The organism is Microbacterium sp. UMB0228, assembly GCF_002871415.1.
GTDB lineage: Bacteria > Actinomycetota > Actinomycetes > Actinomycetales > Microbacteriaceae > Microbacterium.
Genome location: NZ_PNFU01000002.1, coordinates 32,690 through 59,001, shown reverse-complemented (window position 1 = coordinate 59,001; position 26,312 = coordinate 32,690). Strand labels below are relative to the sequence as shown.

The following is a 26,312-nucleotide window of genomic DNA, read 5'->3' as shown; positions in this document are numbered from 1 at the left end:
GAAAGACGTCCGACTGCTTCAACCCATGGTAACCGCGGGGCATTCCCGCGTCAGCGGCCGGGCAGGAAGCGGCGGACGAGCCCGCCGGCGGCCTTCAGCTCCGGGGCGCGGAAGACCGCGAGGATCGCGACGTAGACGAGCACCACGACGAGTCCGATGACGGCGGTCGCCAGGGTGCCGGGAATGACTCCGGACGTCGCCCATCCCGTTGTCCCGCCGAGGAGGAGGAAGGTGCCCCAGCCGGCGAGACCGGCCGGGATCGCGGCGATCGCGAAGAGCGCGAGGGCACGCATCCACGAGAGGACGCCCAGCCCGCCGATCTTGCGATGCAGCAGCCAGGTCGCCACGATCGTCTGCAGCGTGCTGGCGATGGACTGGCCGAGAGCCACGGCGGCAGCCAGCTGGGTCAGGGCGATGACCTCTGCGGACAGGAGCGCGGCCGCGGCCAGTGCGGTCACGACGATCAACGTGCACTGGAAGATCGTGAACCAGAAGGGGGTGCGCGTGTCGTCGTAGGCGTAGAAGGTGCGCTGGACGATGAACAGGATCGTGAGCGGGATGAGGCTGATCAGATAGCAGAGGAGGACGATGGCCGCGCCTTCGGCATCCGAGGGGCTCTCGGTGAAGACGCGGGAGGCGGGGATGGCCGCGGCGGCGACGGCGGCGACGGCGGCGACGATGAAGAACAGCAGAGTGCGGATGCTGCGCGAGATGTCCCCGCGGACCTCGTCATCGCGACCTGCGGCGGCGTGCTCGCTGATCTGCGTGAAGTACGGGGTTCCGATCGACAGCACGATGACCGAATACGGCAGCATGAAGATGAGCCAGGCGTTGGCCGTCACGGCGAGCGATGCACCCGACTCCGACGCGTTGCTGACGATGTTGCCCTGCAGCACGCCCGCGGAGAGCGAGGCCAGGGCCATCAGGAAGGTCCACCCCGCGAGCTTGCCTACGTTGCCGAGGCCGACGCCCCGCCAATGGAAATCGGGACGCAGGGACAGCCCGGTCCGCCTCCAGAACAGCAGCAGGATGAGCGCCTGCACGGCGATGCCGAGGGTCGCCGTGCCGCCGAGCGTCGCGATCATCTCCGGCGTCCAGTCGGCGGAGTTCCGCGAGACCGGGGAGAAGGCCCATCCCAGGATCAGGAACCCGATGATGGAGACGATGTTGTTGACGACGGGGGCCCAGGTGAACGGCCCGAAGATACGCCGCGCGTTCAGAGCCTCGCCCAGCAGCGCGTAGAGGCCGTAGAAGAGGATCTGCGGGAGACACCAGTACGCGAGCGCGGTCGCGAGCGCCTGGGTGGTCGAGGACAGGCCCCCGGCCACGATCTGCACGAGCCACGGGGCGGCGATCGTGGCGATCGCCGTGACGGCCACCAGCACGACCGTGCCGAGGGTGAAGAGCTTCGAGATGAAGGTGTTGCCCCCATCGGCATCTGCGGTGGCCTTGACGATCTGCGGCACGATGACCGCGGTGAGGATGCCGACGGAGATGAGGGAGAAGACGCTGTTCGGGAGAGTGTTCGCCGCGGCGAACGCGTCGGCCGGCCCCGAATTGAACGAGCCGATCACCGCCACGAGGACGATGCTGCGCAGCAGCCCGGTCACGCGCGACACCATGGTGCCGGCGCCGATGATGGCGCTGGCGCGCCCGAGACTACTCACTCGACTCCTTCGTGGGCGGGGCATCCGGACCGTCGTGGTGCTCCTGCACGGCCGCCTCCGCCTCCTTCTCCTCGATCAGTTCCTCGACCGCGGCCTCCACGGCCTGCTCCTCGATCGCCTCCCGACGCTTCCGGCGCACGGTGCGGACCACCCCGAGAGCGATGAGCAGCACCGCCAGGCCGCCGAAGATGACGAGGCCGATGGTCTCCCACTCTGCTCGCACCGCCACGCGGACGGTCTGCTGCGACTGGATCGGCACGCCCGTCGGACTGGTCAGCGCGAGACGCAGATCGAGTTCGCCGCTGCCCACCCGGGCGGAGACGGGGACCTTCGCCCTGGTCGTCGAGCTCGCCTGCACCTGGACGTCGATCACGGGTTCCACCTCGAGGCGCGGATCGCTGGGCGAGGCGAACAGCCGCACGGACACGGGCCAGGGGAGGTCGTTGCGCACCGCGATCGGCAGGTCGGCGTTGGCCGTGAGCAGCTGGATCGTGCTGGAGTCGGGGATGCTCACCGCTCCGAGCGTCTCGGTGGTGCGGGCACGGTGATCCGCGACCTTCTCCGCGAAGGCGGCGTCGGACGAGCCGACTGCGATGGTGCGCAGGATCCGGATGCGCTCGGGGCTCAGCAGCACGAGCGGGTCGCTGAGGATCGTGGCGAAGGCGGTGAGGGAGCCTTCGTCGGTGAGAAGGTTCGCGAGGTCGGGGGCCCGCGTCGCTGCGGCTGTCTCCGCCACGGCCACGGGAACGGCTGGGGCTGCGCGGACCGCTGAGAACTCGAAGCCGATGGAGTCCGCGGCCGAGATCGCGTCGCGAAGAGCCTCGGCCGAGCGATTCTCATCGCGCTCCAGGCCGACGAGAAGGGGAGCGCCAGGGGCCCGCGCTCCGGCGAGGAACAGCCGCGCCGCCGCTTCCGCCAGGAGCCCTTGGCGGGGCGTCGAGGCGGGTTCCGCCGCGGCTGCCGACAGGGCTGCCGACGTCGCGGCGTCGGTGACGAGGAGGTCCTGCCCGCCGGAACTCGCATGTGCCGCGCTGCGCCCACCGACCGCCTCCGAGGACACGACCGTGGTCGCGCTCCCGTCCAGGTAGCCGGAGAACGCCGCGAGGTCGCTCTGCGTGAGGTCGGTGTCCGGCCAGACGATCCCCGGGAGGGCACCGCTGATCTCCTGCAGCTCCTGGTCCGTCGGGAGAGCGGGCTCGTCCGACGATGAGGGAGACGGCGTGGTGGGGGCGCCCGGCGTGGTCGTCGGGGTCACGGCGCGCTGCTGCGGGAAAGCCGCGGGGTCGAGCAGAGAGGTCAGCGGGAGCGGAGTCAGGGCGTCCGGGAGACCGGCCTGGGCCTGCACGGTGAGATCGGCGTCGCCGAACTGCAGGGCGAATCGGACGTTGGGGAGCTTATCGAGCCTCTCCAGCCATTCCGTGGCCGTCGAGGGGGCAGCCGTCCCGAGGGCGCGGATGGCGGCGGGGATGGCGGGGTCGAGAGCGAGCACGGCCGTCGTCCCGGCCACGCCGTCGAGCTGCGCGGTGAGGTCGCCGTCCGGTGCGGTGAGCTCAGTGAGCTCCTCCGCGCTCAGCAGGGCGCCGCCGGCCGGGGTGGCGGTGATCGGGACGAGGACTCCGATCGGACTGGTCGGCGTGGAGGTGACGACGAGGACGGTCGTCGCACTCGCATCCCACGTGGTGGTGCGCCCTCCTGAGGTGTCCTTCGTGCGGGCATCGCTCAGAGCCGCCCGCAGCGGGTACACTCCGGGCGCGAGGGGCGTGAGGGTCTCCTGCGGCACGAACACCGTGGTCGTCGCGGAGCCGCCGGCCTCGGCCGTCTTCGTGGTCTCGTCGCCGAGAGGCAGGAACGAACCGGCGGCACGACCCTCCTCCAGCCAGTCCGTGACAGCGGCATCGTCGCTGAGCGGCGTGGTGCCGAGCTCGACCTCGACACGGCCCGCGGAGAGCTCCGATGCGGTCTCGTTGTCGATCGTGACGACGGCCGAGGTCGAGGTGCCCGGTGCGACGGTGCCGCGCAGGCCCGCCGTGACGTGCAGGTCCACCCGCTGCTCGTCGGCCGCGGGGGGCTCGTCCGCCGCCATCGCCGGTTCGCCGACGCCCAGGGCGCAGACGCCGGCGGCGACCACGAACGCCGCGAGCCGGCGCACGCGCGCGCGGAGGCCCGTCTCGGGAGTGATCGCGGTCATGAAGGTCTTCCTCGAACGCCGGGAGGAGGCGGATCGTGAGTACTGACCTTGCGATTCTAGGAGGCCGGAGGGAGGAGAACCCTGAAGACGCGTAGAGTGACGGCCGTGTCCGACACCCCCGCCCCTCATCCCGACCCGCTCCGCAGTGCCGCGTTCGCCGCGGATCTCGACGCCGCCGACCTCCGATCCGAGCCCCTGCGTCGCCTCTGGGGAGAGGAGGCGGACGATGCCCTCGCCCGCGGCCTGCGCGAACCCATCCTGCGGGCGATCGCCGGGGACGAGGGCGTGCTCGCGACCCTCGGACGTCTCCTGGTGCTCGGGCTTCCGCAGCCCCGTGCAGCGGTGGAGCGCGCCCTGCCCACCCTCGGCGTGGACGGTCTGGAGGCCCTGGGGCTGGCGAGGATCGACCCCGACTCCGTGACGCCGATCGCGCTGCTGCGCCCGCAGTCGTTCGTCGACGAGGACGGGGTCGGGGAGTGGTGGATCGCGAGCGATCTGGACGAGGTCGCCCTCGACGGCCCGCTGCCCGCCGATCACGTGCTCGGTGTGGGCGGGGCCTCGCGCACGCTCGCCGAGACCGTCGTGCCGCTCGCGGTGGATCGTGCGCTCGACCTCGGCACGGGGTGCGGCATCCAGGCGCTCCTCGTGGCGCGGCGGGCTGGCCGGGTCGTCGCCACCGATGTCTCCCGCCGTGCTCTCGCCTATGCCGCGCTGAACGCGCAGCTCAACGGGGTCACGAACATCGAGTTCCGCCACGGGAGCATGTTCGAGCCGGTCGCCGGGGAGGCGTTCGATCTCATCGTCTCGAACCCGCCGTTCGTGATCACCCCCCGAACCGAGGGCGTCCCCGCCTACGAGTACCGCGACGGCGGTCTCGTCGGCGACGCGCTGGTCGAGCAGTTCGTGCGCACGGCACCGGCCCATCTCACCCCCGGCGGCATCGCCCAGCTTCTCGGCAACTGGGAGTCCCGCACGGGGATCACGGGCCTCGCCCGGCTGGACGCGTGGGTGCCCGCCGACCTCGACCTGTGGGTGGTGGAGCGGGAGGAGCTGTCGCCCCTCGCGTACGCCGAGCTCTGGATCAGGGACGGCGGCATCACGCCACGCGACGCCGCGTTCACTCCGCTGCTCACCGCGTGGCTCGACGACTTCGCGGCGCGAAATGTGACCGCGATCGGCTTCGGCTACGTGCTGCTCCGCCGGGGGCAGGGGGAGCCGCTGCGGCGGTCGGAGCGGGTCTCGCAGCCCGTGGCGAACGTGGGGGCGGCGCTCGCTCTCGGCCTCGCGGCTCACGATGCGCTCGCCGAGGGACTGCCCGACACGCTCGTCGTGGCCCCCGACGTCACGGAGGCGCGACACCTGCTTCCCGGCAACGACGACCCGAGCGTGATCGAGTTGCGTCAGGGCGGCGGATTCGCGCGGACCGTCGCGGTGGATCCCGCGCTCGCCGGGTTCGTCGGCGCCTGCGACGGGGAGCTCCAGGTGCTGCAGATCGCCCCCGCCCTCGCCGACCTCTTCGAGGTGCCCTTCCCGCAGCTGTGGGCGGAGCTCGAGCCGCGCATCCGGGGACTCGTGCTCGACGGCTTCCTCCTCCCGGGGGAATAGTCCCGGCTTCCATGCGTTCGAATACACCATGAAGGCTTTCGGATTCCTCTCGTTCGGTCACTACGCCGACGTGCCCGGCTCGGCGACCCGCACCGCGGGCGACATGCTGAAGCAGACCATCGAGATCGCGGAGGGCGCGGACGAGCTCGGCGTCAACGGCGCCTACGTCCGCGTGCACCACTGGGCCCGTCAGGCGGCGTCCCCGATGCCGCTGCTGACGGCCATGGCTGCGCGCACCGAGCGGATCGAGGTCGGCACCGGCGTGATCGACATGCGCTACGAGAACCCGTTCCAGTTCGCGGAGGAGGCGGCCGCACTCGACCTCATCGCGGACGGGCGCATCGCGCTCGGCGTGAGCCGTGGGTCACCCGAGACGGCGCTGCGCGGCTACGAGACCTTCGGCTTCCGCGACGAGGAGGATCAGGAGCGCGGCAGCGTGCTCGCACGGGAGAAGTTCGAGATCTTCCTGCGGGCCATCGACGGCGAGCGACTCGCCCCCGGCGACCCCCGCATGGTGGGCGCGGGACAGTACCTCGCGATCGAGCCGCAGTCGCCCACGCTGCGCGACCACATCTGGTGGGGTTCGGGTTCGCGCGCCACGGCCGAGGAGACCGGACGCCAGGGACTCAACATGATGAGCTCGACGCTCGTGACCGAGGCCACGGGGCAGCCGTTCCACGAGCTGCAGCGCGAGCAGATCGAGCTGTTCCGCTCCGCCTACCGCGAGGCCGGTCACACCAGGTCGCCGCGGGTCTCGGTCAGCCGCAGCGTGTTCCCGCTCGTGTCGGATAGGGACCGCGCCTATTTCGGGCTGCGCAGCGAGGAGAACGCCGACCAGATCGGCATCATCGACGGGTTCCGCTCCACGTTCGGCAAGACCTACGCCGCGGAGCCTGATGTGCTCATCGAGCAGCTCCGACAGGACGAGGCCGTCATGGCCGCGGACACCCTCATGCTGACGATCCCGAACCAGCTCGGACCGGAGTACAACCTCCACGTGCTCGAGGCGTTCGCGGAGCACGTGGCGCCGGCCCTCGGGTGGAAGCCCAACACGGAGGGTCCGGTCCAGGGCGACCCGGTGGTCTGATCCGGCACGGCGGCCGGCTCTTGACAGCGGCCGCGGGACGCCCGACGCTGGGGACGGTGCGCCGACCGGCGCCCGTCCCCACCGCTTCGGAGGCACCATGACCCGCGTGCGCGTCGACCTCAACATCACCCTCGATGGCTTCGCCACGACGACCGACCAGACCCCCGCGAACCCCTTCGGCGAGGACTGGGGACGACTCACTGCGGCCTACACGGCGACCCGCACCTTCCAGGAGCGCGTCTTCCACGACACGAGCGGCGCGGGCACCACCGGGGTGGACGAGAAGTACGCGGCGCAGTACTTCCAGGGCATCGGCGCCGAGATCATGGGTGCCGGGATGTTCGGGCTCCACGCGAACCCGGACGACCCGGAGTGGCGCGGCTGGTGGGGCGAGGAGCCGCCGTTCGAGGTGCCGGTGTTCGTCCTCACGCACACGCCGCGCCCGCCGATCGAGTTCGCGAACGGCACGAGCTTCCGCTTCCTCTCCGCGACCCCGGAGGAGGCGTTGCAGGAAGCCGTGGCCGTCGCCGGAGGGCGTGACGTGCGCGTCGGCGGCGGGGCGACTACGGTCCGGGAGTTCCTGCGTGCGGGGCTCGTCGACGATCTGCATGTCGGCATCACCCCCATCCTCACCGGCAGCGGCATCCGACTCTGGGATGACCTGCGTGGCCTCGAGGCCGGCTATCGCGTGACGTCCGAGGTCGCGGAGTCCGGGGTGACCCACATCACGTTCTCCCGCGAGGGCTGAGGCACCGGCGCGCGGTCGCAGAGTCGCACCGGGGTCGCGGGGGATTCCCGGAAGCTCTGCGACCTCGTGCGGAAGTGCGGAGTCAGAGCGGAGGGCCGAACAGCTCCTCGCCGTGCTCGTGGAGGAGCCGGTACGCGTCGGCGAAGGTCTCCGGTTCCTTCTCACCCGGCGCGCCGTACCGGGCGAGGAGGAGCCCGAGCAGGCCGCGGGCGGGAGGCGTGAGCGGCTTGAGGTGATCCGCCTCGTTCGGCTGCGGGGTGCCGCCCTCGGGATTTGGCGGGGTGTACGCGGGTGTGGTCACGGGCCAGTCGGCCGGGTGCCGCGGCTTGTCGAGGTTCACGACGTTGAGCAGCGTGTTGGCCGACTGATCGCGGTCGTTCAGCGGCTCCAGGCCGTGCAGGCGCGACAGCGTGGCCGCGACCGATCCGTGGTGCATCTCGTCGTGGATGATCGTGCCGCGCCGCGTGTACGCCGACACCGCGATCGCCGGGACACGACAGCCGAGCCGGTCGAACGTGAAGCCCATCTCCCCGGCGCCGGCGTCCTTCGTGGGTTTCGTGGCCGCGGGCGGCGGCACGTGGTCGTAACAGCCGCCGTGCTCGTCGAAGGTGATGAGCAGCAGGGTGTTCACGGCGTTCGAGCCGCCGGGCGTCGCGCTCGTGCGCACGGCCTCGTAGATGTCATGGATGAGCCGGTCGCCCGCCCGCACATCGGAGATGGCGCTGTCGAACACGGGCTCACCGTCGACCACGCTCTCCCGCGGCTTCCCGAAAGGCGGATGGAAGTCGTTGTGGTCGTAGACCATCCGGGGCTCGATGAACGCGTAAGCCGGAAGGGTGCCGTTCTTCGCGTCGGCGTAGAAGTCCTCCATCGTGCCGAAATGATCCGTGCGCCAGTACTTCTCGAGCACCGCCGCATGCAGCATCCCCGTGAAGGAGACCAGCTGGAGCTTGTCGATGTAGATCCGCCAGCTCACCTTGCGGTCTTCCAGGCGGTTGAACACGGTCGGTGTGGCCGGGGCGTCGAGCCACTTCCGGTAACCGCCGCCACCCTGATTCGTCACGAACCCGTGCGAGGTCGAGGCGTGGAAGAAGGAGCGGTTGCAGAAGGTCTGGGACGGCACTCCCGCGTACCAGTGGTCGAACACGGCGAACTCGGCGGCGAGGGTGGAGAGCACCGGGAGCATCTCCGGCGAGAACGAGCCCATGATGTGCCGCGCTTCGTCCAGGCTCGGCTCCTTCCCGTCGCGCAGTCGACGGAAGTTGATGATGTAGTCCTCGAGGAACCCGGACATCGTCGCCTTCTCCCCGTGGGTGGGGGCATTGAAGGGCGTGGTCATCTCGTCGACGAACAGGTCGGCGTTGGTCTTCGGATCGACGGTGCCGAAGATCTGCGTGTTGACGTGCGGGTACTCCTCACCCGGGTCCGGGTCGGGGAGGCTCATGATGCGGTCCGTGTCGCCCCGGTAGACGTGCGCCTCGACCACCGTGCCGTCCGGGGCGGTGTTGCTGTGGGTGCCGAACGCGAGACCTTCGAAGGTCTCGCCCGCCGGCAGCGTGTCGGCCGTGTAGAGGTAGCCGAGGAGGTTGTCGAAGGAGCGGTTCTCGCCCATCACCACGACCACGTGATCGAAACCGGGCTCCGAACGGGGCGTGAGTGCGGCGAACGGATCCGGGTCATCGGCGAAACCGTCCCGGCCGCCGGCTCCGGCGACGGAGGCTCCGATCGCCGCTCCTCCCGCGCCCCCGATCACCGCTCCCGCCAGGGCGGCACCGCCCACGGTGAGGAATCCGCGCCGAGAGGGGTCGCGGGGAGAGGCGCCGGAGGGTTCGTCGTCGTCGACCATGCCGCGATCCTATGACCGCGCGGGCCCGTGCAGCATTCCGGTGTCCCCGGAATGTCGCGGAACGGGTCTGGAAGGATCGGGGAGTGCATTCCGCGGTCGTCCCCTCCGAAACCGTTTCGTTCGTGACTCGCCGCCCCGTGGTGCTCGCCGTCTTCCTCCTCCCGCTGGCACTCGCGATCGTGCTGTTCGCGATCGAAACCGGTCCCGTCTTCCTCCTGTGTCTCGCCGCCGTTCTGCCCGCGGCAGCCGTGACGACGTTCGTCGCCCGCTGGATCGCTCCGCGGGGTGCGCGGTCGTGGACGTCCTCGCTGCTCGCCGTGGCCTGGGGCGCCGGCGCGGCCGTGCTCCTCGCCACCGGGATCGGCGCGTGGTCTGCCGAGCAGGCGATGTACGTGGACGATCAGGGCATCCTCCGGGAGGCGATCCCCACGATGTGGGTGCTGACGCCCGTCGTGGAGGAGGTGGGGAAGGGCCTCGGGGTGCTGCTCATCCTTCTGCTCGCACGGCGGATCGGGCTGCGCGGCGTGCTCTTCGGCGCGATGGTCGGGGCCCTGGTCGGCGTCGGTTTCGCAGCGGTGGAGGACGCCTCCGCGATCGCGGCGGACATCGCGGCGAACGATCTCGGTTCCGGCATCGCGACGTGGATCGTCCGCACCCTGACGTTGCCCACCCACGCCGCGCTCACCATCTGGACCGGGGCGGCGCTCGGTCTCGCTCTCGACGCCCGACGTGCCTGGTCGCGCCCGCTCCTCGCGCTCGCCGGGCTCCTGGTGGCGATCGGGGCGCACGGCGCGATCAACTACGGGAACGTGGCCGGCGCCACCGATCAGGTCTCGTTCTTCACGTCCCTGGGCACGGCCTTCGGCTGGATCCTGGTGTCGACGTTCCTCGCCGTGACCCTCCGTCTCGTCCTGACTCGTCGCCGGACCTGAGCCGCCTGGTCAGGGGGCACAGCTTCGGAGATCGCGGCCGACACGCCGCCATGGGCGGCTGAACGACGGCGAGTCGAGCCCCGGCCCCGAAGCTGTGCCCGGACGCGCGGCGGCGTCGCGGGTGCTTCAGATGTCGCTGTAGTCGTTGCCACCGGTGCTGAGGCGGCTCACGATATCGCCGGTCATCTTGAGGTCGACATACTCCACACCGACCTCACCGGGCTTCACGAGCGAGGAGGTGCCGGAGACTTCCCGCACGCCGATGCTCAGGTAGTCGGCGACGCCGTCACCGTCCTCATCCCACCCGTCCACGGCCCCTGCGTCCATCGCCTCAGCGCGCGTCGAGCCGATGCCGATACCCTCCGGAGTCCGGACGATCACTCCCGGCGCGTCTGCCGACACCACCAGGTCGATACGGGTGTCGCGTACCGTGGCCTTCGTCCCCGGCCAGTCGTACCCGGCGTATACGGCGCCGTACGGGCCCTCCACGGGCGCCTCCGTCGGCGCCGATCCGAACGCATCGGTGAGGGCCGCGAGGGCGTCGTCGGCGTCGTCGTATGCGAGTACGGGGCCGCCATCGATCGAGAGGCCGTCAACCGAGATCTCCACGACACGGTCTGCGGGGGTCGCGGGGGAAGAGGCGATGGGCGACGGCGACGGCGACGGTGACGGTGCACCGCCCTCCGTGGTCTCGGGCGCGCAGGCGGTGAGGGCGAAGCCCAGGAGTGCAGCTGCGATCGAAACGATCACGAGCCGAGAGCGGTGCGGCATGGCTTGAGCCTAGTGTGAACGCGGATCGGCCAGCGGACGGAGTCCGAACCGTTATCGATGGGGCATCCGCGGGCGAAGAGTGGGCGCCGCCCGGAGAGAACCCCGGACGACGCCCGCTGGCGGACTATTCCGCCTCGACCGTCTCCACCGTAGTCGTACGGCGGCGACGCAGGGCGAACAGGCCGAGGCCGGCGGCGAGCAGCACGACGGCCCCGATGACGAACGGCATGCTGTCGGCACCGGTCGTCGCGAGGTCCCCATCGGTTGCGCCACCCGAGCCGCTCTCACCGGGGACGACCGCTCCGCCACCGGCCGCTGCGGTCACGGTGAGGGAGGCCGTCACCTCGGTGCCGTCGGGGAGGATCACGGCGAGCGTGTGCGTCCCCGCCGGGGTGGCCGCGGGAATGGTGACGGTGCGCGAGAACGTGCCGTCGGCCGCGGCCGTGACCGTACCGAGCGCGACCGGGTCGGATCGCAGCTCGAGGGCGAGATCGGCGCCGGCCGCGAAGCCGCTTCCCGACACCGTGAGCGTGCCGCCGGCCGTGACCGAGGACGCGCCCAGCTCGACCGTCGCCGGCTTCTCGGGCTCCGGCTCCTCGGTGACCGGCGGGGTGACACCGGCCTCGGTGACCCACTTCTCACCGGCGTCGGACTTGTTCACCGTGAACGTGTCGTAGACGGCGCCGACGGGGAGGTCGGTCGTGGCGTCCGGCTGCTTCTCGGCGAGGTACGACCGATAGACGAGCTGGTTCTTCGAGACGTCGATCACCTGGTACGTCGTCACGCCCTGACCGCGCAGCACCTGCGTGGCGCCGTTGTTGGTCCAGACGTTCTTCTCCGGGGTCTCCAGGTCGTAGTGCTTCGCGCCGGAGTTCGACACGACGTAGACCGGGCCGGTGGTGAGGCCAGGAGTCTCGGTCGCATCCGTGTTCACGTAGCCGCGGGCGTACGTGTGGTCGTGGCCCATGAGCACGAGATCGATGTCGTTGCGCTGGAAGACGGGCAGCCACTCCGCGCGGAGCACCGGCTCGTCACGACCGGCCGAGGCCGAGAAGACCGGCTGGTGGAATGTGACGACGTTCCACTTCGACGGGCTGTTCTGCAGCAGCAGGTCGAGCCAGGCGGCCTGGAAGCGCGTCCACAGGGTGCCGATCTGGGACGACGGGCAGTCCGCGCCCGTGCAGGACGGGAGCCCGGCCGGGGTGAGGAACGTCGTGTCGCGGGTCGCGTTCAGGGTGATGAAACGGACGCCCTGGTAGTCGGTGTAGTACGCGGTCTCGGCGGCGAACGAGCTCCAGTGGTCGAAGAACGCGCGGTACTGCTGCGCCACCTCGGAGTCGCCCTTCGCGAGGTCCGCCAGCTCGCCGATCGAGCTCGTCGACGGGTTGTTGTGCGGGTACTCGAACGCGGCCTTCCACGCCGTGAGCAGCTTGTCGCCGGAGTACTCGTGGTTGCCGGGGGCGGCCATGACGTTGGTGCGGACCGCCGAGTCCTTCATGCCCTGGAACCAGTTCAGCCACTCGTTCTCGTTGCTGGAGGTGTTGATGAGGTCGCCGGCGTGCACGGAACCGATCGAGCGCGGAGCGTGTGCCTCGGCCTGCTTCACGACGCTCGGCCAGGTGGTGTCGAGACCGATCTGGGCGTCGCCGTAGTAGATGAACTGGAAGTCGCTCGCCTTCGGGTCGGCGGTGCGGAACTCGTACCAGTCGCTCCAGCTCCCGGGGAGACCCACCCGGTAGCGGTACGCCGTGGCGGGGGTGAGGTCGGTGACGGTGGCCGAGAAGTGCTTGTTCGGGTTGCCGTTCACGACACCGGCGTCGTACGCGTCGACCGTGCGGGTGGCACCACCGGTCGCGAGGCCGATCTCGACCTGGCCGACCGTGTGCGAGGCGTCGCCGGCGAGCCAGGAGAACGACTGCGACACCTCCGGCTTCTCGGTCGGGGTGAGGATGACGCGGGTCGGCGGGGCGACCACGGGCGTGCCGGGGTCGGAGGCCTTCACGAGGGTGAGCGACGACATGTCGAAGTAGATGTCGGAGCTGGACGCGCGGTCCTGGAACAGCGACACGGCGATCGTGTTCGTGCCGTCACGGAGCAGGTCGCCCTCGGCGCTGAACGTGCTGGTCAGCGGGTCACCGTTGGAGTCGCCGGCGTACTCGACGTTGGTGGTGTCGGTGATGCGGCCGTCGACGTAGCGCGCGACTTCCTCGCCGTTGATCCAGACGATGATGGCGTCGTCGTAGGTGATGGTGCTCTGCAGAGCGGCGACCTGCTCGGCGACGCCGGCTTCGAGTTCGAACGTCGTCCGGAAGAAGTAGGTGGGCACGGTCGGGGCCGCGGTGCCGTCGAGGTAGTGGTTGAGGAGCGTCTTCGGCGTCTGCGGGCCGACGGGGGCGAGCTTCCCGCCCTTGGCGCCGAACGAGCCCGGTGCGGTCTTCCACGCGCTGTCGTCGTAGGCCGGCAGGGTCCAGTCGCGCAGCGCGGCCGGGGCGGGGGACGGGTCGGAGCCGTCGTCGAGGTAGTGCCAGGGGGTGTCGCCGGTGACGAGCGATCCGGTGGGTACCTCGGGATCGGGGGCGGCGAGGGCCGCGGGGGCGACGACGGCGCCGCCGAGCACGGCGAGCAGCGCGACGGACGTCAGTCCGCGACGCCGCCACCGCACCGCAGGGGTGGGGGAGGTCATGTCAGTCCTTCGTGGGTGGGTGTCCGTGCTCAGCCGCACGGGGCGCCCCCAGCCCAGCGGAGCCGGATGACCGCGGTCTGACATCGAGGCGACGGGGAGGTGAACGCGGTCGCGGGCGGGCACAGCTTCGGAGATCGCCCGAGACACGCCGGGGGTACCGGCTCGGAGCCGGCGCGTCGGCCGGAAGCTCCGAAGTCGTGCCCGGTCCGGGAGGGGTGGAAAGCGGGCCGGTACGCTGGAACCCATGCTCAACATGGCCGACGGCCTCGCCCGTCTCGGCGCGCTCGCCGAGAATCCCGTCGTCCGCACTCTCGCGGAGGCCTTCGACGAAGCCGGTTTCGAGCTCGCCGTCGTCGGCGGCCCGGTGCGCGATGCGCTGCTCGGCCGCGAGACGCACGACCTCGACTTCACGACGAGCGCCTCGCCGGACGAGATCCTCGCGATCGTGAAGCCGGTGGCCTCCGCGCACTGGGACATCGGCCGGGCCTTCGGGACCATCGGCGCCCGGGTGCGGGGCGAGCAGGTCGAGATCACGACCTATCGCGCCGACAGCTACGACGGCGTGACGCGCAAGCCCACCGTGGAGTTCGGCGACTCGATCGACGGCGACCTCCTCCGCCGCGACTTCACGGTCAACGCGATGGCCCTCCAGGTGCCCGCGGTGAAGCTCGTCGACCCGACCGGCGGGGTCGAGGACCTCGTGGCGGGCGTGCTGCGGACGCCGACGGATCCCCGGGTGTCGTTCGGCGACGACCCGCTCCGGATGCTGCGCGCCGCCCGCTTCAGCGCGCAACTCGGCTTCACGGTGGAGGAGGACACGGAGCGGGCGATCACCGAGCTCCGCGAGACCCTGACGATCGTGAGCCCGGAGCGCGTGCAGTCCGAGCTCGTGCGCCTCATGCAGACCGCCGACCCCGTCCGCGGCATCCGGGTGCTGGTGGAGACCGGACTCATCGAGGAGTTCCTCCCCGAGGTCAGCGCCCTCAAGCTCGAGGTCGACGAGCACCACCACCACAAGGACGTCTACGAGCACTCGCTCACGGTGCTCCGTCAGGCCATCGCGCTCGAGCACGCCAGGAACCCCGGGGCCCCGGCGGATGTGCCGCTGCGGATCGCGGCTCTGCTCCACGACATCGGCAAGCCCCGCACGCGCAAGCTCGAGCCGGGTGGCGCGGTGACCTTCCACCACCACGACGTCGTCGGCGCACGGATGGCACGCAAGCGGCTGCAGGCCCTGCGTTTCGACTCGGCGACCACGGATGCCGTCGCGACCCTGATCGAGCTGCATCTGCGGTTCTTCGGCTATGCGGAGGGGGCGTGGACGGATGCCGCCGTGCGCCGCTACGTCCGCGATGCCGGGGACCTGCTGGAGCGGCTGCACATCCTCACGCGCGCCGACGTCACCACGCGGAACAAGCGCAAGGCCGCTCGGCTCGCCGCCGCCTACGACGACATCGAGTCCCGGATCGCGGCTCTTCGCGAGCAGGAGGAGCTCGACGCGATCCGTCCGGAGCTCGACGGCAACCGCATCCAGGAGGTCCTCGGCATCTCTCCGGGCCGGGAGGTCGGCGAGGCGTACCGGTTCCTCCTCGATCTGCGCCTCGACGAGGGCGTGCTGGGCGAGGACGTCGCGGAGCAGCGTCTCCGCGAGTGGTGGGCTTCGCGCGGCTGACTCCTGCCGACCCACCCCCTTCCGCGCACCCCGGCCCCTTGCGGACGCACGCAGAGGGCCGGGAGGACCGCAGAGGGGTGGGTCAACCTCAGTTGATGATCGCCGCGGCGTCCGGGGGGAGAGTCAGGGACGAGGGGGTGCTCGTCAGGGCGGCGGTGGCGAGGAGGAGCTGCGACGTGGGGGGTACCGCGAACGTTGCGGGGGTGGGGGAGAGGTTCACGAGCACGGACACTCCTCCGCGATCGATGCGGTAGACGCGGTGCTCGGGGCGGCCGTCCGTCTCCCGGACCTCGACCGCCGCGTGCGCGGAGTCCGGGTCGGTGAGCTCCGGTCGCGCTCGCCGCAGTCGGGCGAGGTCGCGGTACAGCGCCAGGAGCCGGGCGTGCACCGGCGCCTCGGCCTCCGCCCAGTCGAGGTGCGAACGGCGGAAGGTGTCGGGATCCTGCGGGTCGGGGACCGCGTCCGGATCCCAGCCCATGCGGGCGAACTCCGCCGTGCGACCCTCGGCGACCGCGCGGCCGAGTTCGGGCTCGGGGTGGGCGGTGAAGAACTGCCACGGTGTCGTCGCGCCCCACTCCTCGCCCATGAAGAGCATCGGGGTGCCCGGGGCCGTCAGCGTGAGGACGGCGGCCACCGCGAGCCGATCGGGGGACAGCGTGGCGGAGAGCCGATCCCCGGCCGCGCGGTTCCCGATCTGGTCGTGGTCCTGCGCGAAGGTCACCAGCCGCCAGCTCGGCACCTCGGCCGGGATCGGGGACCCGTGCGGACGGTCGCGGAAGGAAGAGAAGGTGCCGTCGTGGAAGAACCCGCCCTCCGTCACCTTGGCCACCGCCTCGGCCGCGGCGAAGTCGGCGTAGTACCCGGCGGTCTCCCCGGTGAGCGCGACGTGCACGGCATGATGCCAGTCGTCCGACCACTGCGCCGTGAGCCCGTAGCCCCCGGCTTCCCGCGGCAGGATGAGCGTCGGGTCGTTGAGGTCCGACTCCGCGATGAGGGTCAGCGGCCGATTCTGCTGCGCGGAGAGGGCGTCCACCCGTTCGGAGAGCTCTCGCAGCAGGTGCACGGGCCGCCGGTCGTGGAGGGCGTGCACGGCGTCGAGGCGGAGTCCGTCGACGTGGAAGTCGCGCAGCCACATCAGGGCGTTGTCGAGGATGTACTCCCGCACCGCGTCCTCGTCGAGGTTCACCGAGTCGCCCCACGTGTTGCTCTCGCCCTCGCGCAGGTACGGACCGAAGAGGGGGAGGTAGTTCCCGCTCGGACCGAGGTGGTTGTAGACCACGTCCTGCACGACGGCGAGCCCGTGTGCGTGGGCGGCGTCGACGAAGCGCTGGTAGGCCGCAGGACCGCCGTACTCTTCCTGCACCGCGTACCAGAGCACGCCGTCGTATCCCCAGTTCCAGGCGCCGTTGAAGGCGTTGACGGGCAGCAGCTCGACGTGGGTGACGCCGAGGTCGACGAGATGCGCCAGGCGGCCGATCGCCGCGTCCAGCGTGCCCTCCGGCGTGAAGGTGCCGAGGTGCAGCTCGTAGATCAGCCCGCCCGCGAGCTGCCGTCCGGTCCAGGAGGCGTCGGTCCAGGCGAAGGCCGCGGGGTCGAATGCCGCCGAGGCGCCGTGCACACCGTCCGGTTGCCGCCGTGAGCGAGGGTCCGGACGCAGGTCGTCGCCGTCGTCGAGCAGGAACCCGTAGCGCTCGCCGTCTGCGAGGGCGAGGTCAGCGGTCCAGTGCCCCTCAGCGGTCGCCGTGAGCTCGCGCTCCTCCACGATCGTGCCCGCGGCGTCGAGGCGTCGCACCCGCACACGACGCGCCTTCGGCGCCCACACCGAGATCATCGGGCCAGCTCGATCAGGGCGACGGGATACGTGTCGAGCAGTTCCGCCAGCCGCACCGGTCCGGGCGGGATCCGCCGACCGGTGAGGAGATCGGTCCCCGGCAGCTCGGGCCGCATCAGGACGGTGTCGCCCCAGCCGCCGCGGCGCGCCAGCGTCACCGGCAGCCGCGTGGCCACGGCGGTCGCGCCGCCGCGGTGCACGGCGACGGCGTGGTCGGCGGCCGCGCCCTCGACGACGGCCGGCCGGTAGAAGCGGAACAGCTCCGGGTTGTCCCGCCGCAGTCGCAGGGCCCGCGAGGTCACCAGCAGCTTCGCGGCACCGGAGTCGTCGATCGGCGGGAGCACACCGCGGGCGTGGTCCGCGTCGAGCTCCCGCAGCATCCGGGCGCGCAGAGCGAAGTCCACGGGTCGACGGTTGTCGGGGTCGACGAGCGAGAGGTCCCACAGCTCGGTGCCCTGGTAGACGTCCGGCACGCCGGGACCGGTGAGCTGCAGCAGTTTGGCGGAGAGGGAGTTGGAACGGCCCGCATCGACGATCTCCGCCACGAACCGGTCGAGGATCGGCGCGGCGTCGCCCTCCACGGATCGCGCGATCGCGGCCAGACCCTCCTCGAAGGCCGCGTCCGGATGCTGCCAGGTGGTCCGCTCGGCGGCCTCGCGCGCGGCCTTGGTGGCATAGGCGAGGAGCCGGTCGGAGGGCAGCGGCCAGGCTCCGACGGCGGCCTGCCAGATCAGCGCGTCGAGGGGACCGTGTCCGGTGGTCGCGACGGCGCGCAGCTCCGCCAGCACCTCGCCCCACCGCTCCGGGATCTCCGAGAGCACCGACAGGCGCGCCCGCACGTCTTCCGAGCGCTTCGTGTCGTGAGTGGAGAGCGTCGTCATCGAGTGCGGCCAGGCGGCCAGTCGTGCCCGCTGCGCGTCGTGAAACTCCTCGACCGACAGGGCGGGGATCGACGGATCGGCGCCGACCTCGGTCAGCGTCCCGAGGCGGGTGAACCGGTAGAACGCGGTGTCCTCCACGCCCTTCGCCATCACGGCGCCGCTCACCTGCGGGAACCGCTGCGCGACCTCGAGCGAGGGGTCGATCAGGAGCGGCTCGAGCGCCGCGAAGGCGGCGGAGAGGTCGGGGCGTCGACGCCGGGCCTCCGCGAAGGCGGCGCACAGGTGCTCGCGGCCTTCGGGGAGATAGGAGCGATACACGGGAAAGCAGGCGAGGAGCTCGGCGAGGGCGTCGTCGGCGTGCACGATCCCGTGGGGGAGAGTGCGGACCAGGCGGCGCACCTCCGCCGCCAGGAGCGTGTCGGCGATCATCCGCTTCGTGTCGTGGATGAGGTCGTGCCAGGGGAGCGCGTCCGGGAGGCCGGTCTCCGCGCGGAGCCGGGCGTCCAGCCGGTCCAGCGCCGCAACACCCTCCGCGTCGACGAACAGCCGGTCGAGCTCGGCCAGCGCGTCGTACCCGGTCGTGCCGTCGGTGCGCCACCAGGCCGGGAGGGCCTCGCCGGGCTCCAGGATCTTCTCCACGAGCGTGTACGCGCGCCCGGTCGCGTCGGCGAGCTGCTCCAGATACGCACCGGGGTCGACGAGGCCGTCCGGATGATCCACCCGCAGCCCGTCCGCGAGTCCGGTCCGGAGCCAGCGGAGGATCTCCCGATGCGACTCCGCGAAGACGTCGGGGCGCTCCACCCGGATGCCGGCGAGTTCGGAGACCGCGAAGAATCGGCGATACGTGAGATCGGTGTTCTGGTCCTCCCAGAATCGCAGCTCGTAGTTCTGGGCCGCCAGGAGTGCCGGGAGGTCGTCGGCCAGCGCCGCGGTACCCGGGGCGAGCGGGAGCTCGTGCTCGAAGTAGCGCAGCACCCCGTCCGGCGCATCGGCGGCCGGGGTGGTGTCGACGTCGAGCTCGCCGTTCGCGACGACCTCCTCCGGGCTCGAGCCCAGCAGCGGGAGCAGGAGGCGTCCGTCGCCGGCGTCCCAGTCGATGTCGAAGGCGGCGGCATGACGGGTCTTCCGGCCGAGTCGCAGCACCTCCCACCACCACGGGTTCTGCCGCGGCACGGCGACGCCCACATGGTTGGGCACGATGTCGGCGAGGATGCCGAGGCCGGCCGTGCGCGCCGCCGAGGCGAACCGGACGAGACCGTCCTCGCCCCCTCGGTCCGGATCGATTCGCGCGTGGTCGACCACGTCGTAGCCGTGGTTCGAACCCGGCGTCGCCGCCAGCAGCGGCGACAGATACGTCCAGGACGCGCCGAGCTCGGCGAGGTAGCCGACCACATCGGCCGCCGCTTCGAGGGGGAAGCTGCCGCTGATCTGGAGGCGATAGGTCGACAGCGGCCTGTCGGTCATGAGGCGACCTGCTCGCTCTGCGCGCGGAGCGAGGCGTCGACGGAGTCGTCGGTGTCGACCGGCTCGCCGTCGATCTCCTGCAGCACGAGCATGGCCTTGCCCTCGAGCGGCACGGTGTCGCGGGCGCGGAGGTTCCGGTCGCCCAGCTCGCCGGCGGTGTCCACCGCGACGAGCCATTCCGCGCCGTGGCGATCGTCCGGCAGGGCGAGGTCGACGGGCTCGTCCCCGCTGTTGAAGTAGACGAGGAAGTTCACGTCCTCCACGGGTCGCCCTCGCCGGTCGTTCTCGCGGATCCCGCGGCCGTTGAGGAACATGCCGACAGACCGGCCGAAGCCGGAGTCCCAGTCCTCCGGGGTCATGCGGGCGCCGTCCGGTCGCAGCCACACGACGTCGGGGATGCGCTCGCCGTCCTCGTCCGCGACCGGGCGTCCGTCGAAGAAGCGACTGCGGCGGAAGGTCGGATGGTCGTGCCGGAGCCGGGCGACCGCCGCCGTGAACTCCACGAGCGGCAGGTCGGCCGCCTCCCAGTCGATCCAGGTGAGCTCGTTGTCCTGCGCATAGCCGTTGTTGTTGCCGTGCTGCGTGCGGCCGAGCTCGTCGCCGTGGGAGATCATCGGCACGCCCTGCGAGAGCAGCAGCGTCGCGAGGAAGTTCCGCTGCTGACGCGCGCGGCGGCGATTGATGTCGATGTCTTCGGTCGGCCCCTCCGCGCCCATGTTGTCGGAGCGGTTGTGGGATTCGCCGTCGTTGTTGTCCTCGCCGTTGTCCTCGTTGTGCTTCTCGTTGTAGGAGACGAGGTCGCGCAGCGTGAAGCCGTCGTGCGCGGTCACGAAGTTGATGGAGGCGACGGGTCGTCGGCCGGAGTGCTCGTACAGGTCGGCGGAGCCGGTGAGGCGCGAGGCGAACTCGCCGAGGGCCTGCGGCTCCCCGCGCCAGAAGTCGCGCACGGTGTCGCGGTACTTGCCGTTCCACTCCGTCCACTGCGGCGGGAAGTTGCCCACCTGATAGCCGCCGGGTCCGATGTCCCACGGCTCGGCGATGAGCTTCACCTGGGAGACGATCGGATCCTGCTGCACGAGCTCGAAGAACGCCGCGAGGCGGTCGACGTCGTAGAACTCGCGGGCGAGGGTCGCCGCGAGGTCGAAGCGGAAGCCGTCGACGTGCATCTCGGTCACCCAGTACCGCAGCGAGTCCATGAGCAGCTGCAGGGCGTGCGGGTTGCCCGCGTTCAGGCTGTTGCCCGTGCCGGTGTAGTCCGTGTAGTACCGCTTGTCCTCTTCGAGCCGGTAGTACGCCTCGTTGTCGATCCCGCGCATCGAGAGCGTCGGACCGAGGTGGTTGCCCTCCGCGGTGTGGTTGTAGACGACGTCGAGGATGACCTCGATGCCGGCCTCGTGGAGCGCGCGCACCATGGCACGGAACTCCTGCACCTGCTGACCGTCCTGGCCACCGGCGGCGTACACGTTGTGGGGGGCGAAGAACCCGAGGGTGTTGTAGCCCCAGTAGTTCGACAGGCCCTTGTCCTGCAGCACCGAGTCGTTGACGAACTGGTGCACGGGCATCAGCTCCAGGGCGGTGACGCCGAGGCGCTGGAGGTGCTCGACGACCGCCGGGTGCGCGATGCCGGCGTAGGTCCCCCGCAACTCCTCCGGCACCTCGGGGTGCCGCTGGGTGAGCCCCTTCACATGGGCCTCGTAGATGACGGTCTCGGCGTACGGCGTCTTCAGCGGCCGGTCGCCGCCCCACTCGAAGAACGGGCTGACGACGACGCCCTTCGCCATCGCGGCCGCGGAATCGTCGTCGTTGCGGGAATCCGGGTCGCCGAAGTCGTAGCCGAACAGGGACTGACCCCAGTCGATCTCGCCGGCGACGGCCTTCGCGTACGGGTCGAGGAGCAGCTTGTTCGGGTTGAACCGCTGTCCCTGGGCCGGGTCGTAGGGGCCGTGCACCCGATAGCCGTAGTGCTGCCCGGGCTGGACCGTGGGCAGGTAGCCGTGCCAGACGAAGGCGTCCACCTCCGTGAGGGGCACGCGCGTCTCCGTGCCGTCCGCGTCGAAGAGGCAGAGCTCCACGCGCTCCGCTCCCTCGCTGAAGAGGGCGAAGTTGGTGCCCTGCCCGTCGAAGGTGGCCCCCAGCGGGTAGGCGGACCCGGGCCAGACCTCGCGGCTCATCCGGCGAGGGCGTGGTCGCGCGAACCCGCGGCCATGGCACTGACGATGCTGACGGCATGGTCGTAGTCGTACACCTGAGCGATCTCCACAGCCCGAGGATACGGGTGTCCGAGGTAGCAGACATAGAGCGGCGGCACGACCTCGATGTACCCGACGGGAGCGTCGTGCGCGACGACGTACCGGTCGAAGTCGATCCGCTCGCAGGCCGGCTCGATCGCGGCGGGGTGGGCCGCGTCGGCGCGCTGCGAGGAGCCAGTGCTGGTGGGGGTGTGGACGTTCATGGCGCCTCCTGACTCGTGATGGGACCACGATAGGAACCGGGAACGGATTCGAGAACGGTATTGCCAACCGGGCGTCGACCGGCTATGCACCCGATGACGACGGGATCACTCGCCGCACTCTCGCACGTACTCCGTCACCACGACGCCCGATTCATAGGGGGTCGTCTCCACGGCCTCGAACCGTTCGGGACGGTAGGGGCGGTCGCCGAAGAGCGGGATCCCGGATCCGAAGAGCAGCGGCTGCCGTTTCAGGATGAGCCGGTCGATCTCGTCGGCCAGCGTCGCCGCGAGAGAGCCGCCGCCGCACAGCCAGATCGCGCCGCCTTCCTCGCACTTGAGGCGCCGCACGACGTCCACCGGGTCCTCGGCCGTCACCTCGAGGTTCTCGGCCTCGGCGGTGCGGGTGCGGCTGAAGACGATCTGCCGCAGGTGCCGGTACGGGCTCGCGAGCCCGCCCACCTCGTAGGTGTTCCTGCCCATCAACACGGTGTCGAACACATCGTTGCGCTGCGGGATGCCGAGGGCTTCGGCGGCCACGGTCGGCAGGGTGTCGGCGAAGCGGGCATGGATGCCGTCCATGTGGTCGCCCTCGACGAGGAAGGCGTCGAACTCCCCGTCCGGACCGGCGATGAACCCGTCCAGGGTCACCGCGGCGTAGTACACGAGCTCTCGCATCGGTCTCCAATCACTACATCTGTTGCGGTTGAGAGTACAACAGTCGTAGTGATTGCGCTAGGGTGGCGGCATGGCGAGGAACGAGCCGCGACGACGGCAGATCGCGGATGCGGGGCTGGCGGTGCTCGCCCGCGAGGGATCCCGGGGGCTCACACACCGCGCGGTCGACGCCGAGGCGGAGGTCCCCGCGGGCACGACGTCGAACTACTTCCGCAGCAGGGAGGCGCTGATCGAGGGTCTCGTCGACCGCATCGGGGAACGCCTGGCTCCGACGCCCGAGGACCTGGAGCGGAGGGCCGAGATCACGCCGAGCCGGGAGCTCTTCGCCGACTACATCCGGGACATCGTGCGCCGCCTCACCGCTGATCGCGACGTGACCCTCGCCCTCTTCGAACTGCGGCTCGAGAGTGCACGCCGTCCCGAGCTCGCCGCCGTGCTCGGCGCCTGGCAACGGGCCGGCTTCGATGCGGACGTCGCCTTCAACACCCGGGCGGGTCTCCCCGGGGGCCGACGGGAGATCGCCCTGTTCCACTACGCGATCGACGGTCTGCTGCTCGACCGGCTCACCACCCCGATCGACCCGGAGACCTCGACCGACGACGTGATCGACGATCTCGTGGCCGGGCTGCTGCCCTGACCGCCGCCCCGGCTGCTGTTCCGCCCGGTCGATCCTGCTCGTACACTGAGGGCACGCTCCCGGCTCCAGGAACGGAGAACGCGTGTCTGCGACGTGGCACGATCCGCGGGAGGCGTCGCCGACGGCGTCTCGCCTCCTCGTCGAGCGTGCGCACGAGGAGCTCATCGCCGGCAATCTCGACGATCACCGCCTCCGAGAAGTGCGTCCGCTCGTGCGCGAGTCGTGGGAGAGGTCCTGGCGTCGCCGCGTCGGGCCGGAGGGACTGCCGCCGCTCGATCTGCACGAGGACGAGCTCGACGCCTATCGCCTGGCCCATCCGCTCGCCTCCGCGATGGAGATGATCCGGGCGCTGCTGCTTCCCGGCGATTCCGAGGACTCGGGGGTCGTGATCGCCGTCGGGGACCAGGCCGGGCGCCTGCTGTGGATCGAGGGGGACGCGCAGCTGCGGTCCCTCACCGAGGGCATGGGGTTCGTCGCCGGCGCGAACTGGGCGGAGGACGTCGTCGGCACGAGCGCTCCCGGCACCGCGCTCGCCCTGGAACGATCGGTGCAGATCCGCGGGGCCGAGCACTACAACCGGCTGGTACACCCGTGGTCGTGCACCGCGGCCCCCGTACGCGACCCGGAGACGCAGCGGGTCCTGGGCGTGATCGACATCACCGGGGGGCCGGAGGTGGTGACTCCGCAGGCACGACTGCTCGTCGACGCCACGGCGCGAGCGGTCGAGTCCGAGCTCCTCGTGGCCCGGCTGCAGAGACGGGCGGAGCCTCCGGCTCGACGACTGCCCGGCAGGACGCCGCCGGAACCCCTCGCCCGCGCGCGACTGCACGTGCTCGGACGCGACCGCGCCCGGCTGGAGACCGTGTCGGCGCACGAGGAGGCGGTCACCGAGCTCAGCGCCCGGCACGCGGCCATCCTCCTGATGCTGGCCGTGCACCGTCAGGGGCTCTCCGCCGACCGGCTCGCCGAGCTCGTCTACGGCCCCGGCGTCTCGCCGGACACCCTGCGGCCGGAGATGGTGCGTCTGCGGAAGGTCCTGGAGCGGGCGGCTCCCAACCTCGTGCCGGAGTCCCGCCCGTATCGTCTTCCGGTGCCGCTGGAGACCGACGCCCACGACGTGCTCTCCCTCCTGGATCGCGGGGCGCACCGGGTCGCTCTGACGGCGTATCGGGGGCCGGTGCTGCCGGAGTCGGCCTCGCCCGGCGTGGAGGAGTTCCGTGACTCGGTCCGGGCGGCGCTGCGGGAGGTGATGCTGTCGGGCGCGAGTCTGGACGTGCTGCTCGCCTACGCGGACACTCCCGAGGGGAGCGAGGACGGGGAGGTGCTGCGGCTCGCGTTGGAGATGCTGCCGGCGCGCTCGCCGCGTCGTGCCGGCCTCGTGACCCGGATCGAGCGCCTCACCTGATTCGAATCGCCCGATTGGCTCCATTTCGGCCGCGGATGCAGCACAGTGCGCGATTCGAACGGGTGCAACCGGCTGCAACGTTGCGCACCGGGAGTGCAACGGGGAGCGGCCTAGCGTCGAGGGAACACCGCGGCATCGACGCCGCGGCGCCCCCGTCGAAGGAGACCCCCATGACCATCGTCGAAGAAGACGTGTCCCTCGCCTACGCGGCCCCCGGGCAGCCCGGAGCGGTCGCGAACTATCGGCCCCGCTACGGCCACTACATCGGCGGCGAGTTCGTCGAACCCGCCAAGGGCCAGTACTTCGAGAACATCAGTCCCGTCAACGGCAAGCCCTTCACCGAGGTCGGCCGCGGCACCGTGGAGGACATCGACCGCGCCGTCGACGTCGCCTGGAAGGCCTTCACCGCCTGGGGCAAGACCAGCCCCGCGGAGCGCTCCGTGATCCTGAACCGCATCGCCGACCGGATGGAGCAGCACCTGGAGGAGATCGCGGTCGCCGAGACCTGGGAGAACGGCAAGCCCGTGCGGGAGACCCTCGCCGCCGACATCCCGCTCGCGATCGACCACTTCCGCTACTTCGCCGGGGTGCTCCGCGCGCAGGAGGGCGGCATCAGCCAGCTCGACGAGAACACCGTCGCGTACCACTTCCACGAACCGCTCGGCGTCGTCGGCCAGATCATCCCCTGGAACTTCCCGATCCTCATGGCCGTGTGGAAGCTGGCGCCGGCGCTCGCCGCGGGCAACTGCATCGTCATCAAGCCCGCGGAGCAGACGCCCGCATCGATCCTGTTCCTGTTCGACATCATCGGCGACCTGCTGCCGGCCGGAGTCGTCAACATCGTGAACGGTTTCGGCATCGAGGCCGGCGCCCCGCTCGCCCAGCACAAGCGCATCCGCAAGGTCGCCTTCACCGGGGAGACCACGACCGGGCGCCTCATCATGCAGTACGCCTCGCAGAATCTGATCCCCGTCACCCTGGAACTCGGCGGCAAGAGCCCGAACGTGTTCTTCGAGGACGTGGCCCGCTCCACGAACGACCCGTTCTACGACAAGGCGCTCGAGGGCTTCACGATGTTCGCGCTCAACCAGGGCGAGGTCTGCACCTGCCCGTCACGCGCCCTCATCCAGCGCTCGATCTACGACGGGTTCCTCGCCGACGGCCTGGAGCGCGTGAAGAAGGTCGTGCAGGGCAATCCGCTCGACCCCGCGACCATGATCGGCGCGCAGGCCTCGAACGATCAGCTGGAGAAGATCCTCAGCTACATCGACATCGGGAAGCAGGGCGGGGCCCGATTGCTCACGGGAGGCGAGCGCGCCGACCTCGGCGGCGACCTCAGCGAGGGCTTCTACGTGCAGCCGACCGTGTTCGAGGGGACGAACGACATGCGGATCTTCCAGGAGGAGATCTTCGGTCCGGTGCTCTCGGTCACGAGCTTCGACGACTTCGACGACGCGATCTCGATCGCGAACGACACCCTGTACGGCCTGGGCGCCGGGGTGTGGAGTCGCAGCGGCGACACCGCGTACCGCGCGGGCAGGGCGATCGAGGCGGGTCGCGTGTGGACGAACACCTACCACCAGTACCCGGCGCATGCCGCGTTCGGCGGGTACAAGCAGTCGGGCGTCGGCCGCGAGAACCACAAGATGATGCTCGACCACTACCAGCAGACGAAGAACCTCCTCGTCTCGTACGCGGAAGGCCCGATGGGCTTCTTCTGATCCGCCCCCGCCCGGGTGTCGGACGGCGCTCGCCGCCCCGTCCGGCA

Annotated in this window: 18 protein-coding genes; 8 read left to right on the top strand and 10 right to left on the bottom strand. The window is 70.8% G+C overall.

The window, feature by feature from the left end:
- Positions 1–50: 50 nt before the first annotated feature.
- Both murJ and CJ226_RS04430 read right to left on the bottom strand, forming a co-directional pair.
- Positions 51–1,667, bottom strand: a complete 1,617-nt coding sequence (gene murJ / locus CJ226_RS04435) for a murein biosynthesis integral membrane protein MurJ (RefSeq protein WP_102208454.1) — start codon at positions 1,665–1,667, stop codon at positions 51–53.
- On the bottom strand, positions 1,660–3,855 hold the full coding sequence (locus tag CJ226_RS04430) for a DUF6049 family protein (protein ID WP_102208453.1): 2,196 nt from the start codon (positions 3,853–3,855) through the stop codon (positions 1,660–1,662). The genes murJ and CJ226_RS04430 overlap by 8 nt, the downstream gene beginning before the upstream one ends.
- Positions 3,856–3,951: 96 nt before the next feature.
- Here CJ226_RS04430 and CJ226_RS04425 point away from each other — a divergent pair, with 96 nt between their 5' ends.
- The 3 genes from CJ226_RS04425 to CJ226_RS04415 all read left to right on the top strand — a co-directional run bounded on the left by CJ226_RS04425 (position 3,952) and on the right by CJ226_RS04415 (position 7,295).
- The gene (locus tag CJ226_RS04425) at positions 3,952–5,460 is read left to right on the top strand and encodes a methyltransferase (RefSeq protein ID WP_180964532.1); all 1,509 of its coding nucleotides are present in this window, start codon (positions 3,952–3,954) and stop codon (positions 5,458–5,460) included.
- Between the two features lie 28 nt (positions 5,461–5,488).
- On the top strand, positions 5,489–6,547 hold the full coding sequence (locus CJ226_RS04420) for an LLM class flavin-dependent oxidoreductase (protein WP_102208452.1): 1,059 nt from the start codon (positions 5,489–5,491) through the stop codon (positions 6,545–6,547).
- Between the two features lie 97 nt (positions 6,548–6,644).
- Positions 6,645–7,295: a dihydrofolate reductase family protein gene (locus CJ226_RS04415; RefSeq protein ID WP_102208451.1), complete on the top strand. Its 651-nt coding sequence runs from the start codon at positions 6,645–6,647 to the stop codon at positions 7,293–7,295.
- Between the two features lie 82 nt (positions 7,296–7,377).
- On the opposite strand, the gene CJ226_RS04410 is transcribed toward CJ226_RS04415, so the two are convergent.
- A complete protein-coding gene (locus tag CJ226_RS04410; protein ID WP_102208450.1) occupies positions 7,378–9,141 on the bottom strand; it encodes an alkaline phosphatase family protein in 1,764 nt (587 codons plus the stop codon).
- 122 nt (positions 9,142–9,263) lie between these two features.
- Between CJ226_RS04410 and CJ226_RS04405 the strand changes: the two genes are divergently transcribed.
- Entirely contained in the window at positions 9,264–10,073 is an 810-nt protein-coding gene (locus tag CJ226_RS04405; RefSeq protein ID WP_180964531.1) for a PrsW family glutamic-type intramembrane protease, read from the top strand.
- Positions 10,074–10,199: 126 nt separating this feature from the next.
- On the opposite strand, the gene CJ226_RS04400 is transcribed toward CJ226_RS04405, so the two are convergent.
- Together CJ226_RS04400 and CJ226_RS04395 are read right to left on the bottom strand one after the other, a co-directional pair.
- Positions 10,200–10,844: a hypothetical protein gene (locus CJ226_RS04400; protein ID WP_102208448.1), complete on the bottom strand. Its 645-nt coding sequence runs from the start codon at positions 10,842–10,844 to the stop codon at positions 10,200–10,202.
- Between the two features lie 124 nt (positions 10,845–10,968).
- A complete protein-coding gene (locus CJ226_RS04395) occupies positions 10,969–13,527 on the bottom strand; it encodes a metallophosphoesterase family protein (protein WP_102208447.1) in 2,559 nt (852 codons plus the stop codon).
- A 244-nt stretch (positions 13,528–13,771) separates the two neighbouring features.
- Between CJ226_RS04395 and CJ226_RS04390 the strand changes: the two genes are divergently transcribed.
- Positions 13,772–15,199: a CCA tRNA nucleotidyltransferase gene (locus CJ226_RS04390; RefSeq protein ID WP_102208446.1), complete on the top strand. Its 1,428-nt coding sequence runs from the start codon at positions 13,772–13,774 to the stop codon at positions 15,197–15,199.
- An 88-nt stretch (positions 15,200–15,287) separates the two neighbouring features.
- Here CJ226_RS04390 and treZ read toward each other — a convergent pair whose 3' ends face one another.
- From treZ to CJ226_RS04365, 5 genes are all read right to left on the bottom strand, one after another.
- Entirely contained in the window at positions 15,288–17,030 is a 1,743-nt protein-coding gene (gene treZ, locus CJ226_RS04385) for a malto-oligosyltrehalose trehalohydrolase (protein ID WP_102208445.1), read from the bottom strand.
- Positions 17,027–19,375, bottom strand: a complete 2,349-nt coding sequence (gene treY, locus CJ226_RS04380) for a malto-oligosyltrehalose synthase (protein WP_102208444.1) — start codon at positions 19,373–19,375, stop codon at positions 17,027–17,029. The genes treZ and treY overlap by 4 nt, the downstream gene beginning before the upstream one ends.
- Positions 19,372–21,546: a glycogen debranching protein GlgX gene (gene glgX / locus CJ226_RS04375; protein WP_102208443.1), complete on the bottom strand. Its 2,175-nt coding sequence runs from the start codon at positions 21,544–21,546 to the stop codon at positions 19,372–19,374. Before glgX ends, treY begins: the two co-directional genes overlap by 4 nt.
- The gene (locus tag CJ226_RS04370) at positions 21,543–21,827 is read right to left on the bottom strand and encodes a hypothetical protein (protein WP_025102837.1); all 285 of its coding nucleotides are present in this window, start codon (positions 21,825–21,827) and stop codon (positions 21,543–21,545) included. The genes glgX and CJ226_RS04370 overlap by 4 nt, the downstream gene beginning before the upstream one ends.
- Before the next feature lie 105 nt (positions 21,828–21,932).
- Entirely contained in the window at positions 21,933–22,502 is a 570-nt protein-coding gene (locus CJ226_RS04365) for a dihydrofolate reductase family protein (protein WP_102208442.1), read from the bottom strand.
- A 70-nt stretch (positions 22,503–22,572) separates the two neighbouring features.
- On the opposite strand from CJ226_RS04365, the gene CJ226_RS04360 reads away from it, so the two are divergent.
- The 3 genes from CJ226_RS04360 to CJ226_RS04350 all read left to right on the top strand — a co-directional run bounded on the left by CJ226_RS04360 (position 22,573) and on the right by CJ226_RS04350 (position 26,265).
- Positions 22,573–23,139: a TetR/AcrR family transcriptional regulator gene (locus tag CJ226_RS04360; RefSeq protein ID WP_102208441.1), complete on the top strand. Its 567-nt coding sequence runs from the start codon at positions 22,573–22,575 to the stop codon at positions 23,137–23,139.
- Between the two features lie 82 nt (positions 23,140–23,221).
- Positions 23,222–24,544, top strand: a complete 1,323-nt coding sequence (locus CJ226_RS04355) for a GAF domain-containing protein (protein WP_102208440.1) — start codon at positions 23,222–23,224, stop codon at positions 24,542–24,544.
- Positions 24,545–24,714: 170 nt separating this feature from the next.
- On the top strand, positions 24,715–26,265 hold the full coding sequence (locus CJ226_RS04350) for an aldehyde dehydrogenase family protein (RefSeq protein WP_062637761.1): 1,551 nt from the start codon (positions 24,715–24,717) through the stop codon (positions 26,263–26,265).
- Positions 26,266–26,312: the final 47 nt, after the last annotated feature.